This window comes from Saccharothrix sp. (genome assembly GCF_031180885.1).
In the GTDB taxonomy this organism is placed as follows: Bacteria; Actinomycetota; Actinomycetes; order Mycobacteriales; family Pseudonocardiaceae; genus Actinosynnema.
This window is the reverse complement of sequence record NZ_JAPSLK010000002.1, coordinates 218,431-232,209: the sequence shown is the minus strand read 5'-3', so window position 1 is coordinate 232,209 and position 13,779 is coordinate 218,431. Positions and strand designations below refer to the sequence as shown.

Below are 13,779 nucleotides of genomic sequence, written 5' to 3'. Positions count from 1 at the left end.
GGTGTCCACTGTGGAGCTGCCGACGCGGTGGAACTCGGGGTTCGAGGTGCGCGCCGGCCGGCCGCTGCCGTTCGGCGCCACCCCGGTCCCCGGCGGGGTCAACTTCGCCGTGCCGTCCAACCACGCCACCGCGGTGACCCTGGTGCTGTTCCCGCGCGGGGTGTCCGAGCCGATGGCGGAACTGCCGATCCCGCAGGACTACCGGGTCGGCGGGGCGTGGGCGATCACCGTGCTGGGCATCGACCCCGACGAGGTCGAGTACGGCTACCGCGTGGACGGGCCGTACGACCCGGCCGCGGGGCACCGGTTCGACCCGTCCGTGGTGATCGCCGACCCGTACGCGAAGGCGTTGGCGGGCGCGGAGGTCTGGGGGTCGCGGCCGGTGCGGTACGGGCCGACGCCGTGGCGCTCGCGGGTGGTGCGCGACGAGTTCGACTGGGCGGGCGACCGGCGGCCCGGCATCGCGCAGGAAGACCTCGTGGTCTACGAGGCGCACGCGCGCGGGTTCACCCGCCACCCGAACTCCGGCGTCGCGCACCCCGGGACGTACGCGGGGCTGGCGGAGAAGATCCCGTACCTCAAGCGGTTGGGGGTGAACTGCGTCGAGCTGATGCCGGTGTTCGAGTTCGACGAGTTCACCAACTCCCGCCACGACCCCGAGACCGACACCTGGTGGTACAACTACTGGGGCTACAGCACGGTCGGGTTCTTCGCGCCCAAGCAGTCCTTCGCCGCCGGTCCTTCGGCCGTGCACGAGCTGAAGGACCTGGTCAAGCAGCTGCACCGGGCGGGCATCGAGGTCGTGCTGGACGTGGTGTTCAACCACACCGCCGAGGGCAACGAGCACGGACCCACGATCTCGTTCCGCGGCCTGGACAACCGCACGTTCTACATGCTCACGCCGGACGGCGGCTACTACAACTTCAGCGGCACCGGCAACACCGTCGACTGCAACGACCCCGTGGTGCGCGGCTTCGTGCTGGACTGCCTGCGCTACTGGGCGTCGGAGTACCACGTCGACGGCTTCCGCTTCGACCTGGCCGCGATCCTCTCCCGCGGCCCGGACGGCCGGGTGCTGGCCGACCCGCCGCTGGTGGAGGCGCTGGCCAACGACCCGGTGTTGCGCGACTGCAAGCTCATCGCCGAGGCGTGGGACGCGGCCGGGCTCTACCAGGTCGGCACGTTCCCCGGCTACCGGCGCTTCGCGGAGTGGAACGGCCGCTACCGGGACGTGCTGCGGCGGTTCATCAAGGGCGACAGCGGGGTGGTGGGGGAGCTGGCGACCCGGTTCGTCGGCTCGCCCGACCTCTACGGCGACCGCGAGCCCGCCGCGTCGATCAACTTCGTCACCGCGCACGACGGGTTCACGTTGGCGGACCTGGTGTCCTACAACGAGAAGCACAACGAAGCCAACGGCGAGGGCGGTCGCGACGGCGACGACGGCAACCACTCGTGGAACTGCGGTGTCGAAGGCCCGACCGACCGCGTGGACGTGCTCGCGCTGCGGGACCGGCAGGTGCGCAACGCGTTGCTGTTGCTGCTGACCAGCCAGGGCGTGCCGATGCTGCTGGCCGGCGACGAGGCCGGGCGCACCCAGCGCGGCAACAACAACGCCTACTGCCACGACTCGGAGCTGTCCTGGTTCGACTGGGACCTGGTCGAGCGCAACGACTCGCTGGTCGAGTTCACCCGGCGCGCCATCGCGTTCCGGGCCGCGCACCCGGCGCTGCGCAGGCGTGGTCACCTCGCGGGCGGGCGTGACGTGGTGTGGCACGGGGTGGCGCCCGAGCGGCCGGACTGGTCGGGCGGGAGTCGGCTGCTGGCGGCCGAGCTGTGCTGCGGTGACGACCGGGTGTACGTGGCGGCCAACGCGCACTGGGAGGGCGTGGACGTCGTGCTGCCGGACGGGGAGTGGCGGTTGTTCGCCGACACCGGGGCCGGTGTCGTGCACGAGCCGGGACAGGAGCCGCCGGTCGGGTCCTCGGTGTGGCTGGGGCCGCGGTCGGTGGTCGTGCTGACGGCAACTAGGGAAGGGGTGAACGGGGATGGCGTTCGAGGCGAAGAGCCACGTGTGGGACGGGACGGCGACGGTCCGGCTGCGCGGTGAGTTGGCGGCGAAGTCGGCCGGGCAGCTCAACCGCGTGATCGCGGAGGTGTCCGCGCAGCCGTTGAAGAGGTTGGTGCTGTTGATGGACGAGCTGACCTACCTGTCGTCGGCGGGGTTGCGCAGCCTGGTGTTCGCGCACCAGCGGTTGGGCCGGGGCGTCGAGATCGTGCTGGTCGGCGCGCAGCCGGAGGTGGCCGAGACGATCCGGCTGACCGGCTTCGACCGCAGCGTGGTGATGCAGGAGCCGGTGTGACCCCGGCCGACCCGGTGGGCCCGCGGGTCGCGGCACTGGTCCGCGACCTCGCGGCCCGCGCCGGCCTGGACCGGGCGAGGGCCTACCGGTTGCGCCTGGCCTCCGACGAGATCGCGACCAACGCGGTGACCCACGGCGGCGTCGACACGGTGTCTCTGTGCGGCGGCTTGGACGACACCCGCGTGTGGGTCGTGGTGGAGGACAACGCACCTCCCTTCGACCCGCGCACGTACGACCCGGAGGTGGTGCTGACCGACCCGCACGAGCGCGAGCCGGGCGGCCTGGGCCTGTTCCTGGCCCACTCGGGCGTGGACGAGCTGCACTACGAACGCACCGCCAACCGCAACCGCACCACCCTGGTCATCCACCGCGAATTGTCGGTGCCTGGTGGAAACCCCGAATCGTCGGTCCCGGATGGAACGGCCGAATTGTCGGTGCCCGACGCATCGGCCGAATTGTCGGTGCCTGGTGGGACAATGGAACCGGGGGCCGGAGGCCGCCGCGGGACCGGGGGCTGAGGTGCGGCTCTCGGTGGCCGAGCGGGCGACCCGGGAAGTCCTGGTCGTCGGCGATACCCGCCCCGACCTGCTCGAAGGCCTTGCCGCGGCGGGCTTCCACGTCACCGAAGCCCAGCCCGCCGACGTCGCGGACGACCTCGGCCGGCCGGACGTCGTGCTGCTCGCCGCCTCCCTCGGCCTGCCCAGGGTCGCCCTGCTCAGCCGGCGGGCGCGCGAGGCGGGCGCACCGGGCGCGATGGTGTTCGCGGACGGCGACCTGGGGGCGTTGGAAGCCTGCGTCCGGGCCGGCTTCGAGTTCGTGGCGCCGCCGTACTCGCCGGTCCTGCTGCGCGGCCGGATCGTCTCCGCCTGGGAACGCGGCCGACTCACCGCGCGCGGCGAGCAGAGGGCCGTCGAGGAGACCGTCCGCGAGTACGAGCGGGACCTGTACGTGGCGCACGAACTCCAGGCCGGCTTCCTGCCCGACGTCCTGCCCAAACCGCCGGGCTGGGAGCTGTCCGCCCGCTTCCGCCCCGCCCGCATGGTGTCCGGCGACTTCTACGACGTCTTCGAGCTGCTCGACGGCCGTCGCCTCGGCTTCGTGGTCGCGGACGTGTGCGACAAGGGGATCGGCGCGGCCCTGTTCATGGCGCTGATCCGGACCCTCTTGCGGCACAACGCCGAGCACACCCCCGCCACCCTCGCCGGCGGCTCCGACCTGTCACCCAGGCTCGCCTTCGGCACCGGCCCGCTGGTGCAGTCCGTCGTCGACACCAACCGCTACCTGGTCGGCCACCACCTCAAACAGGGGTACTTCGCCACGGTGTTCTTCGGCGTCCTGGACCCGCTGTCCGGCGGTCTGGTCTACCTCAACTGCGGCCACAACCCGCCCGTCGTGGTCCGCGCCGACGGCACCCGCGCGCTGCTGCGCCCGACCGGTCCGGCCCTGGGCCTGTCGGCGGACAGCGAGTACGCGCCCGCCCGCGCGTTCCTCAACCCCGGCGACGCCCTGTTCGCCTACACCGACGGGGTGGTGGAGGCGCGGGACGTCGCGGGCGCGCGGTTCGGGACGGCGGCGATGCTGCGCGCGCTGGGTCCGCGCCGGTCGGCCGAGGAACTGCTGGACGCGGTGGACGACGCGTTGCGGCGGCACGTGGAGGGGGCGGAGCAGTCCGACGACATCACGATGTTCGGGCTCCGGCGAGGGTTGTTAGGGATAGTTCCCTAACGCTAGGCTCCGCGATCAACGGCACTGAGGATCGAGGAGCGAACGTGAGCACACTCTCCCTCCGGGACGCCCGCCGCCTGCTGGACGCGGCGGTGGAGCACGCGGAGCAGTTGGGCGTCCAGGCGGCGATCGCGGTCGTCGACGAGGGCGGTCACACCAAGGCGTCGGCGCGCGCGGACGGCGCCACGTTCCTGACCCTGTCGCTGGCCACCGGCAAGGCCGTCACGGCCGCCGGCCTGGGCTTCGACACCGGCGGTCTGGGCGAGTTCCTGGCCGGGAACCCGGCGCTGCTCGCGGGTCTGTCGACGCAGTCCGGTGTGACCGTGGTGCCGGGTGGGGTGCCGATCGTGCGGGACGGCGCGGTGATCGGGGCGATCGGCGTGTCCGGCGGCACGGGCGGTGAGGACGAGCCCATCGCCAAGGCGGCTCTGGCTTCCCTGGTCACCGAAGCCGTCTGACGGTCTCGCTCCGGGTTGACGGCCGCGCGGTCTCGCGGCCTTCGGGGCTCCGGGCCGGGGCGGGTGCACGCGCCGCACCCGTCCCGGCCCGGATTCTGTTCTGCTTGCAGCGGAATCGCCGTCCACCGGGTGGTGTGCCGGTGTCACGATGACGGCATGGCGGACATCCTCCCGTTCAACCGCGACCGCTCCCGCACACCCAACCCCCCGTCCGACCGGACGCCGGCCTCCGACCGCGGTCCGGAGCCGTTGTGGCGCCATCTGCTTGGGCGGAGCCTGCGGGCGGCCCGGGAGGAGCAGGGTGGGCGCCTGGTCGACGTCGCCGAACGGGCCGGGATCTCGCCGCAGTACCTGTCGGAGATCGAGCGCGGGCGCAAGGAGCCGTCGAGCGAGATGATCGCCGCCGTCACCGGCGCCCTCGGCGTGGACCTGTCCGACCTGCTCATCGGCATCGCGGGGGACATGCGGCGCAGCACGGGCCGCCGTCCCGCCGGACCCGTGCTCATGGCCGCCTGATCCGCCGCTTGATCCGCCACCGGGCCGTACCACCGCGGCAGGTCCCGCCTCAGGTCCGGTGGTCCAGGACGTGGTCGGCGAGCCCGTAGGCGACGGCGCCGGCCGCGTCGAACACCCGGTCCCGGTCGGTGTCGTGGCGAAGCTGCTCGACGTCGCGGCCGGTGTGCCGGGACAGGATCTCTTCGAGCTGGGTGCGCACCCGGATCACCTCGTCGGCCTGGAGGATCAGGTCCGGGATCGTGCCCCGGCCCTGCGCCGCCGGCTGGTGCAGGACGACCCTGGTGTGCGGCAGCACGAACCGCTTCCCGGCCCGACCCGCCGCCAGCAGCACCGCGCCGGTCGCGACGGCCTGGCCGATGCACGTGGTGGCGACCGGGGCCTTGATGTAGCGCATGGTGTCGTAGAGGGCGAGCATCGCGGACGGGTCGCCGCCCTCGTTGTTGATGTAGAGGTTGATCTCGCGGTCCGGGTTGTCCGCTTCGAGGTAGAGGAGTTGGGCGATGAGCGCGTTGGCGACGCCGGAGTCGATCGCGGTGCCGAGGTAGATGATGCGCTCGGACAGCAGGTGCGAGTAGACGTCCATGATGCGCTCGCCGTTGACGCTGCGCGTGATCACGTTGGGGATGGTGTAGGTGCTCATGCGCGGACCCCCAGGCCGATCTCGCGGGTGCGGACGGGCAGGACCTGGTCGAGGCTGTCGACGACGTGGTCGATGAAGCCGTACTCGAGGGCCTGCTCGGTGGTGAACCAGCGGTCGTGCAGGGAGTCGGCGAAGATCCGGTCGATGGGCTGGCCGGTGTCCTGCGCGATGAGCCCGAGCACGGTGTCCCGCGTGTGCCGCAGGTCGTCCGCCTGCACCTGGACCTCCACCGCCGACCCGCTGATGCCGGCCGACCCCTGGTGCATCAGGATCCGCGCGTGCGGCAGCGCGAACCGCTTGCCCGGCGTGCCCGCGGACAGCAGGAACTGGCCCGCGCTGCACGCCAGCCCGAGCGCGAGGGTGGCGACGTCGCACGGGATGAGCCGCATGACGTCGCGGATGGCGAGCATGGAGGGGACGGACCCGCCGGGCGAGTGGATCCACAGCGCGATGTCCTTGCCGGGGTCCTCGCCGGCGAGGGACAGCATCTGGGTGGCGAGCACGGTCCCGTTGTCGTCGTCCAGCGGCCCGTCGAGGACCAGGACGCGCTGCGCGAGGAAGCGCTCGCGGAGCCGGTGGTCGAACATCGGCTGCTTCTCGGTGGTGGTCATGCCTCCGACGATGCCGCCCGCGCGGCCCAAACCGCCGCTTTCTCTGCTGTGAGCGGATCAGCTCAGAGCGCACACTCCACAGTGGACTGCGCGCTCGGCGGGAGGTCGGCTGGTCGCAGCCTCCTGGGCGGGTGAGGCCGGCCTCCCGCCGTCAGCCGCGGGGGTCACATCGTCGTGATCATGCCGCCGTCGATGAAGAAGTCCGCGCCGTGGACGTTGGCCGCTCGGTCGCTGGCGAGGAACAGGACCAGGTCGGCGACCTCCTCCGGCTTGGTGAAGCGGCCCGTCACCATGCGGCCGGCCATTTCCTTCAGGAAGGCGTCCTGGTCCACGCCCACCGCGCGGACGACGGTGGGGGCGATGCCGTCCTCGCGGGTCCACATGTCGGTGTCCACGGGGCCGGGGGAGACGGTGTTGACGCGGATGCCCTTCGGGCCGACCTCCTTCGACAGGGCCTTGGTGAAGTTGCTCAGCGCGGCCTTGCCCGCCGTGTAGTCGTAGACGTCCGGGTCGGCCAGGAACGACATCACCGTGCTGACGTTGACGATGTTGCCCCCGCCCCGGCGCTCCAGGTGCGGCAGGGCGGCGCGGGTGGTGCGGACGGCGGTCATCAGGTTGACGTCCAGGCCCCAGTTCCAGTCCTCGTCGGTGATGGACAGGAAGCCGCCCATCCGGGGCCGCACACCGCCCACGTTGTTCACCACGACGTCCACCCCGCCGAACGTCTGCACGGCCGCGGAGACCAGTCTGTCCGCCCCGCTCTGGTCCGACAGGTCGACGTTCACCGTGCGGACCCGGCCGCTGAAGCTGTCGGCCACGGCCAGCAGGCCCGGCGAGAGCGTGCGCGAACCGGCGACCACCGACGCACCCTCCTCGGCCAGCGCCCTCGTCACGGCCAGGCCGATGCCGCGGCTCGCCCCGGTCACCACCGCCACCCGGCCCGACAGATGCAGATCCATGCCTTCTCCTCGGTCTGAACGCGGAATTCCCTGGAATTCGAGACTAATTCGCAAGGGGGCGGAACCTGAAGGCGTGAAAGGGGTTCGGGCAGTACTTCGTGCTGTTTACGGAGTGTTCTCGACATAACCGCACAAGGTTCTGGAGGGCTGGTCAGGCGGGCTAGCGTGGCGGAGTAGGGATGTCCCGGAGAGAAAAGGTGCGCCCGCTCATGGCTATTGTCGAGACCATCAGGTTCAAATTGGTCGACGGCTTCGACGTGGAGAAGTTCCGTGAGATCAACATCCGGATGCAGCGCGAGTTCATGGAGCCCAAGCACGGCTTCCTGTCCCGGCGCTCGGCGGTCAGCAACGACGGCGAGTGGCTGATCGTCGTCACCTGGACCGACCAGCTCGCCGCCCAGGCGGTCATCTCGTCGTTCTACGGCGCCCCGGAGACCCAGGAGTTCCTCGCCGCGATCGACCTGTCCACCGTCCAGCCGGGTAGCTACACGCTTGTCGAGCACTGAGGCGACGACGAAAAGCCCCCGCTCGCGACGAAACACGCGAGCGGGGGCTTTTCTTTGCTACCCGAGCACTTTCATGACGTCCCGCAGCACGGACACGTGGTCGTCCGCCGACCGCAGCCCGAGCCCCATCGTGTTCACGCTCAGGTGGGTCGCCCCCAGCGCGATCCACCTGCCCACGTACGACGCCCACTCGCGCTCGGGCACCTCCGACAGCGTCAATCGGGGTTCGAAACCCAGCTCCGACGGGTCCCGCCCGGCCGCCGCCGCGTAACCCCGGACCCGCTCGACCATCTCCGCCGCCGTCGCGTCCGGCGGTCGGTGCGGCAGCCAGCCGTCGCCCAGAACACCCGCCCGGCGCAGCACCTGCTCCGCGTGCCCGCCGAACCACACCGGGATCCGTCCAGCCGCGGGCCGCGGGTTGATGCCGGCGTTGTCGATCCGGTGCCACTTCCCCGCGAAGGTCACCTTGTCCGACGCCCACAGCCGCTGCAGCACCTCGACCTGCTCGGCGCTGCGCGCCCCGCGCCCGGCGAACTCCTCGTTCAACGCCTCGTACTCGACCGGGTTCCAGCCGATCCCGACACCCAGCCGCAACCGCCCGCCGCTGAGCACGTCGACCTCGGCCGCCTGCTTGGCCACCAGCGCGGTCTGCCGCTGCGGCAGCACGAGCACGCCGGTCATCAGCTCCAACGACGTGGTCACCGCGGCCAGGTAGCCGAACAGCACGAACACCTCGTGGAACGGCGTCTCGCTGGTGTACCCGCGCCACCCCGGCCGCGTGTCCACGCCCGCGCCGAGGACGTGGTCGAACGCCATCGCGTGCGTGTAGCCGAGTTCCTCGACCGACCGCGCCCAGCCGCGGATGTCGGCCGGGTCGTTGCCGATCTCCGTCTGCGGGAAGATCGCTCCGATTCGCATCTTCGAACTCTCCCGACGTAATGGGGGCGCGACAGCGGTCGGGGGATGCCCGCTGTCGCGCCCGTGGTGTGAAGCGGCCCCGGCGTCAGCCGGTCGAGGACGCCGTCTCCTCCACCACCGCGGGCTCCGGGGAGCCGGTCTCGGGTTCGGGGTCGGGCTTGAGGAAGCTGGTCGCCCACGCGGCCACCACGCCCACCGCGCAGATCACCAGCGACGTCAGCACCGCACCCTCGGCGCCGGACGCGGCCACCGCGCCGCCGCCGATGAGCGCGCCCGCCGCGATGCCCGCGGTGATCGCGGACGCGGGCAGGGTGGCGGCGAAGTCGCGGCCCGGTCCGGCCAGGGCGACCACGCGGTACTGGATCGACGGGACGATGCCGAAGCCGACGACGCCCCACACGCCCAGCGCGATCGCCGCGACGACCGGGTTCGAGCCGCCGAAGTACAGCGCGAGCAGCGCGGCCACCAGCACGATGCCGCCGACGATGATCGTGCCGCCGGCGTTCTTGTCCGCCGCCGCGCCGCCCAGGAACGTGCCGACCGCGTTGGCGATGCCGTACACCAGCAGGAACACGCTGATCGTGCCGCCGGAGATGCCGGTGACGTCGGCCAGGAACGGCTGGAGGTAGGTCAGGCCGGAGAACTGGCCGCCCATGATCAGGAAGCCCAGGCCCAGCAGCGCCAGCACCTTGGGCGCCAAGGCGTGCTTGGCCTGCGCGCCGAACCCGCCGACGCCGGAGTTCGGCACGGTGGGGATCACCGCGAGCGCCAGCACCAGGGTCAGCACGCCGGTGACGATGATCGCGATGAACGAGGCCTCCCAGCCCCAGCTCTGCCCGATGAGCGTGCCCAGCGGGACGCCCAGCGCGGTGGACACCGCCACACCGCCGAACACGAACGAGATCGCGCGGCCCATCTTGTCCGGCGGCATCATGCCCGCGCCGACCGCGAACGCGACGCCGATGAACAGGCCGTGCAGCGAACCGGTCAGCACGCGGGCGAACAGCAGCAGCCCGAAGCTGGTGGCCACCACCGCGATCACGTTGCCGAGGATGTAAGCCGCGAGCGACAGCTGGAGCAACTGCTTGCGCGCGAACTTGATGGTGACCGCGGTCAGCACCGGGCCGCCGATGGAGATGCCCAGCGCGTAGGCGGTGACCAGGCTGCCCGCCGCGCTGATCGAGACGCCCATGTCGTCCGCGATCAGGTTCAGGATGCCGACCACGATCAGCTCGGCGCTGCCCATGATGAAGGCGGCCAGGAACAGCGCCGCCAGCGCCAGGTTGGTTCGCGACCGGCTCAGTCCGGGTCGCAGGTCTGTACTCATGTGCACCTTCCTCGAAGTGTCTCTTCCTCGTCGCGACCCGGGTCGGCCGCCGGGTGGTGGCACCCGACGGCGTCGTCAGGCGTTAGGGAACGATCCCTATCATTTTGCGGCCAACCGTAATACAGTCGGTTCGACCGAGCAAGGGGGTGTCCGACATGCCGCGTGCCTCCGCCGAAACCCGCGAGCACGTGCTGCGGGTGGCGCACGACCTGTTCTACTGGCACGGCATCCGCGCCACCGGCGTGGACCGCGTCGCCGAGGCGGCGGGCGTCGCCCCGACCACGCTGTACCGGCTGTTCGCCGACAAGGACGAGCTGATCGCCGCCTACGTCGAGCGCGCCGACCAGGAGACCCGCGCGTGGTTCACCGCCGCCGTGCGCGGCGCCGGCCCCGACCCGCGCGCGCAGGTCCTGGCCGTGTTCGACACGCTCAACGAGCGCATCGGCCCCGACCAGTGCCGGGGCTGCGCGTTCCTGATGGCCCTGGCCGAGTTCCCCGACGACCACCTGCCCGCGCACCGCCGGGCCGTGGCCGCGAAGTCCTGGGTGCGGGAGCGCATGGGCGAGCTGACCGCGCGGATGGGCGTGCCGGACCCGGAGGCGCTCGCCGACCAGCTCGTGCTGATCATGGAGGGCGTCAACGCCTCGGTGCAGGGGTTGCGCGGGCCGGCGAACCAGGCCCGCGCGCTGGCCGAGGCGATCCTGCCGCCGGCCTGACACCCCCGCCACGACCGGTCAGAACAGCGTCGGCACGGCGCTGAACACGTGGTCCGGGTCGTAGCGCCGCTTGAGCGCGTACAGCCGGGACGCGTTCGGCCCGTACGCCCGCCGCACCCGCTCGGTCTCCTCGGGCGCGAGCAGGTTCGGGTACCCGCCGGGCAGGGCGTGCGGCTCCAGGTCCCGGGAGAGCCGTTCCACCCACTCCCGGTGCCGCCGGCCGTCCAGGCCCGCGTCCCAGGTGCCGACGATCTCGACCAGGTTGTGGTCGCGCCGCAGCCCGAACGCCGTCGCGGTCGGGTTCACCCGTGAGGCCGCGCCGTGGAAGTGGTGCACGAACACCCCCGAGTACGGCGAGGTGATCCGCTCGGCGGCGTCCACCAGGACCTCGGCGGCCTCGTCGGAGACCTCGGCGAGCTGGCGGTTGGCGGCCAGCGTGTGCCGACCGTCGACCACGACCCCGTCCAGCAACCCCAGCACCTCGAACGGGGTCATCGGACCGACCTGCGCCGACACCGGCGTGCCCAGCGCCGACAGCCGCGCCGCCCACCGCTCGCCGCGTGCCGGGTCGCCGCTCCACGCGGGCAGCAGGTACAGCAGCGCCTGGCCGTCGGGGCCGGCGAAGAACCCGGTCATGACGGTGAGCTGGTCCGGGGCGGCGGCGATCAGCTCTCGGTAGCCGCGCAACACCTTCCGCGCCTCCGGCAGTCCGAAGAGGACCATTCCGGAGGTCATGGAGCGCAACGGGTGCACCCGGTACGTCGCCCGCGTGACGACGCCGAAGTTGCCGCCACCGCCGCGCAACGCCCAGAACAGGTCCGGCTCCTCGGTCGCGCTCGCCGTCACCACGCTCCCGTCGGCCAGCACCACGCGGGCGCTGACCAGGTTGTCCAGCGCCATGCCGTGCTTGCCCAGCAGGAGGCCGTAACCGCCGCCCATGGTCAACCCGGCCACGCCGACCGCCTTCACCGTGCCGACCACGGCGGTGAGCCCGAACCGGTCCACCGCCGCGCCCACCACGCCCGCCGTCGCGCCGCCCGCCGCGTCCACTGCGGACGACGCCGGGTCGACCGCGACGTCGCGCAGCTTGGTCAGGTCGACCACCAGGCCGCCGTCGCGCACCGCCCGACCCGCCCAGTCGTGCCCGCCGCCCCGCACGCTCAGCGGCAGGCCGTGCTCCCGCGCCGCGCGCACCGCGTGCACCACGTCCTGCTCGGTCTCCGCCCGCACGATCACCGCCGGGAACCGGTCCGCGGCGCCGTTCCACACCCGCCGCGCGCCGTCGTAGGCGGCGTCGTCGGCCGCGATCACGTGCCCCGTGACCACCGTCCGCAGCGCGAGCGCCGCGGACGCCGGTGCCGTCGCTGTCATCAGATTCTCCTCCCTCACGCGTAGTCGATCCGCGCCAGCCCGAACTCCTCGGCGGCGATGATCGGGTCGAAGAACTCGTGGTACTCGTAGATCTGGCCGGACTCGGTGAACTTGAAGATCGAGACGTAGGTGTTGCGGTACCGCTTGCCGCCCTTGAGCAGGCAGTCGCCCTCGAACCGGGCGATGACGGTGTCGCCGTCCTCCCACGTCTCGGTGATCGGGAAGGACCAGCTCTCGAACATGCCGGGCGTGTCCTTCCACCGCGCCCACACCGCGGTCTTGCCGACGATGTGGTGCGGGAACATCTTGGTGCCGAACGGGTAGTAGTGGTCCGCGCCCTCGGCCCACAGCTCTATCCAGGAGTCGATGTCCTTCTCCTCCAACAGCCGCAGGAAGTCGTGCACGGTCCGCACGTTCCTGCTCAGGCCGTCAGCCATCTCGCCTCTCCTCTACAACGGACGCGGCCCCGTGCGTGGAGTGGGCACGGGGCCGCGAGCTGATCCCGCTCCGGGGAAGTGGGAGCGGGAGGCCGGTTACCGCGAGGTCGCGTCGGTGGGTTGGGCTCGACTTCTCGGTGATCACGCTTTTCGGTCACCGAGAAGTCGAGCCCGACGTGCCGACTTCAGGCGACCTCGCCGCCTCGGCGGAGCCGAGGCAATCAAGCACGAGCTTCTGGGCCGATGATCCAGTGTTCGCGCGTCACCAGGCGGTGCACGTAACGCGGGTTGACGAAAGCCTCGTAGTCCTCCGTCATCTGCTTGTACTCCGGGGACTCCAGCGCGTCGCGCAGCGCCTCCACGTCGTCGAACCACAGCTGGTAGGCCGCGTCCAGGGTCGGCTCGCCGATGCCGTACCAGCCGTCCACCGTGTGCCCCTGGAGGTACCGGCGCAGGCCGGGCAGCTTCAGGCCCAGCTCGCCGTGCTGGTGCAGGCTGTAGGCGCGGAAGTCCTCCAGCGACACGCCTTCCTTGCGCTTGACCAGGATCATCAGCTTCACCCAGTTCTGCCCCTTGTACAGGGCGGGACCGGCCTTCAGCTCGTGCGCGTCGGTGTCCAGCACCAGGGTCTGCCAGAACGCCGCCCAGTTCGGCTCGTCCAGCCGCGCGCCCTGGAGGAACTCCTCGCTCCGCAACGACGGGATCTGGTCCTCGGGGTTGAGCCAGATCTCGGCGACGCCCTGCCACTTCGGGTCGCCGTTGCCCAGCTCGAAGTCGAACGTGGTGTCGATCATGTACTTGCGGATCTGCTTGATCTTGCTCGCGTACTGGACCGCGTGCACGTTGACCCAGTAGTCCTGGAACTCCTCCACCGTCATGCCCGGCTTGGGCGCGGCGAAGATCAGCTGGTGGATCATGTCGCTCCCTCAGACCTTGTAGCGCTTGATGACGTCCTCGGCGAAGCCGATGTAGTCGCGCAGCGGCCACACCTCCTCGAACTCCAGGTACTCCCGCATCGGCAGCCGGCCCAGCGCGGTGCGGTCCAGCTCCTCGGCGTTGGGGGCGTCGATGATGCCGATCACGCGCTTCTGCGCGGCGACCTTCCACAGGCCCACGGCGAAGCCCGAGTCCAGCGTCTCCTGGGCGTGCTCGGCCTCCTCCTGCTCGATCTCCCACAGCTCGTCGAGCGTGATGCGCCCCTCGTGGTTCCACTTCATCTGGACGTAGAACAGCAT

At 71.3% G+C, this 13,779-nt stretch carries 17 protein-coding genes; 8 read left to right on the top strand and 9 right to left on the bottom strand.

The window, feature by feature from the left end:
* Position 1: 1 nt before the first annotated feature.
* The 6 genes from glgX to RIN75_RS05275 all read left to right on the top strand — a co-directional run bounded on the left by glgX (position 2) and on the right by RIN75_RS05275 (position 5,059).
* Positions 2-2,107, top strand: a complete 2,106-nt coding sequence (gene glgX / locus RIN75_RS05300) for a glycogen debranching protein GlgX (RefSeq protein ID WP_309110628.1) — start codon at positions 2-4, stop codon at positions 2,105-2,107.
* Positions 2,046-2,360: an STAS domain-containing protein gene (locus RIN75_RS05295; protein ID WP_309110627.1), complete on the top strand. Its 315-nt coding sequence runs from the start codon at positions 2,046-2,048 to the stop codon at positions 2,358-2,360. The genes glgX and RIN75_RS05295 overlap by 62 nt, the downstream gene beginning before the upstream one ends.
* Positions 2,357-2,878 carry an ATP-binding protein gene (locus RIN75_RS05290; RefSeq protein ID WP_309110626.1) on the top strand — a complete coding sequence of 174 codons (522 nt, stop codon included), beginning with the start codon at positions 2,357-2,359 and terminating at the stop codon, positions 2,876-2,878. Before RIN75_RS05295 ends, RIN75_RS05290 begins: the two co-directional genes overlap by 4 nt.
* 13 nt (positions 2,879-2,891) lie before the next feature.
* Positions 2,892-4,085, top strand: a complete 1,194-nt coding sequence (locus tag RIN75_RS05285; RefSeq protein WP_309110625.1) for a PP2C family protein-serine/threonine phosphatase — start codon at positions 2,892-2,894, stop codon at positions 4,083-4,085.
* A gap of 44 nt (positions 4,086-4,129) precedes the next feature.
* Positions 4,130-4,543, top strand: coding sequence for a heme-binding protein (locus tag RIN75_RS05280; protein ID WP_309110624.1), 414 nt, complete (start codon positions 4,130-4,132; stop codon positions 4,541-4,543).
* A 156-nt stretch (positions 4,544-4,699) separates the two neighbouring features.
* Positions 4,700-5,059 carry a helix-turn-helix transcriptional regulator gene (locus RIN75_RS05275; RefSeq protein WP_309110623.1) on the top strand — a complete coding sequence of 120 codons (360 nt, stop codon included), beginning with the start codon at positions 4,700-4,702 and terminating at the stop codon, positions 5,057-5,059.
* A 49-nt stretch (positions 5,060-5,108) separates the two neighbouring features.
* On the opposite strand, the gene RIN75_RS05270 is transcribed toward RIN75_RS05275, so the two are convergent.
* The 3 genes from RIN75_RS05270 to RIN75_RS05260 form a co-directional block, all read right to left on the bottom strand.
* Positions 5,109-5,699: an ATP-dependent Clp protease proteolytic subunit gene (locus RIN75_RS05270; RefSeq protein ID WP_309110622.1), complete on the bottom strand. Its 591-nt coding sequence runs from the start codon at positions 5,697-5,699 to the stop codon at positions 5,109-5,111.
* Entirely contained in the window at positions 5,696-6,310 is a 615-nt protein-coding gene (locus tag RIN75_RS05265) for an ATP-dependent Clp protease proteolytic subunit (RefSeq protein ID WP_309110621.1), read from the bottom strand. Before RIN75_RS05265 ends, RIN75_RS05270 begins: the two co-directional genes overlap by 4 nt.
* Before the next feature lie 164 nt (positions 6,311-6,474).
* On the bottom strand, positions 6,475-7,269 hold the full coding sequence (locus RIN75_RS05260) for an oxidoreductase (protein WP_309110620.1): 795 nt from the start codon (positions 7,267-7,269) through the stop codon (positions 6,475-6,477).
* Between the two features lie 209 nt (positions 7,270-7,478).
* Between RIN75_RS05260 and RIN75_RS05255 the strand changes: the two genes are divergently transcribed.
* Positions 7,479-7,775, top strand: coding sequence for a hypothetical protein (locus RIN75_RS05255; protein ID WP_309110619.1), 297 nt, complete (start codon positions 7,479-7,481; stop codon positions 7,773-7,775).
* 57 nt (positions 7,776-7,832) lie between these two features.
* On the opposite strand, the gene RIN75_RS05250 is transcribed toward RIN75_RS05255, so the two are convergent.
* Together RIN75_RS05250 and RIN75_RS05245 are read right to left on the bottom strand one after the other, a co-directional pair.
* Positions 7,833-8,693 carry an LLM class F420-dependent oxidoreductase gene (locus RIN75_RS05250; RefSeq protein WP_309110618.1) on the bottom strand — a complete coding sequence of 287 codons (861 nt, stop codon included), beginning with the start codon at positions 8,691-8,693 and terminating at the stop codon, positions 7,833-7,835.
* Positions 8,694-8,778: 85 nt separating this feature from the next.
* Positions 8,779-10,020, bottom strand: a complete 1,242-nt coding sequence (locus RIN75_RS05245) for an MFS transporter (RefSeq protein ID WP_309110617.1) — start codon at positions 10,018-10,020, stop codon at positions 8,779-8,781.
* Between the two features lie 155 nt (positions 10,021-10,175).
* Between RIN75_RS05245 and RIN75_RS05240 the strand changes: the two genes are divergently transcribed.
* On the top strand, positions 10,176-10,736 hold the full coding sequence (locus RIN75_RS05240; protein WP_309110616.1) for a TetR family transcriptional regulator: 561 nt from the start codon (positions 10,176-10,178) through the stop codon (positions 10,734-10,736).
* Between the two features lie 18 nt (positions 10,737-10,754).
* Here the strand turns inward: RIN75_RS05240 and RIN75_RS05235 are convergent, their stop codons facing one another.
* The 4 genes from RIN75_RS05235 to RIN75_RS05220 form a co-directional block, all read right to left on the bottom strand.
* Positions 10,755-12,107 (bottom strand): FAD-binding oxidoreductase, encoded by a 1,353-nt coding sequence (locus RIN75_RS05235; RefSeq protein WP_309110615.1) that lies wholly within the window; start codon positions 12,105-12,107, stop codon positions 10,755-10,757.
* 14 nt (positions 12,108-12,121) lie between these two features.
* The gene (locus RIN75_RS05230; protein WP_309110614.1) at positions 12,122-12,544 is read right to left on the bottom strand and encodes a nuclear transport factor 2 family protein; all 423 of its coding nucleotides are present in this window, start codon (positions 12,542-12,544) and stop codon (positions 12,122-12,124) included.
* Positions 12,545-12,765: 221 nt separating this feature from the next.
* Positions 12,766-13,461, bottom strand: coding sequence for an EthD family reductase (locus RIN75_RS05225; protein WP_309110613.1), 696 nt, complete (start codon positions 13,459-13,461; stop codon positions 12,766-12,768).
* Between the two features lie 9 nt (positions 13,462-13,470).
* Complete coding sequence (locus RIN75_RS05220; RefSeq protein WP_121219005.1) at positions 13,471-13,779, bottom strand: muconolactone Delta-isomerase family protein; 309 nt, start codon at positions 13,777-13,779, stop codon at positions 13,471-13,473.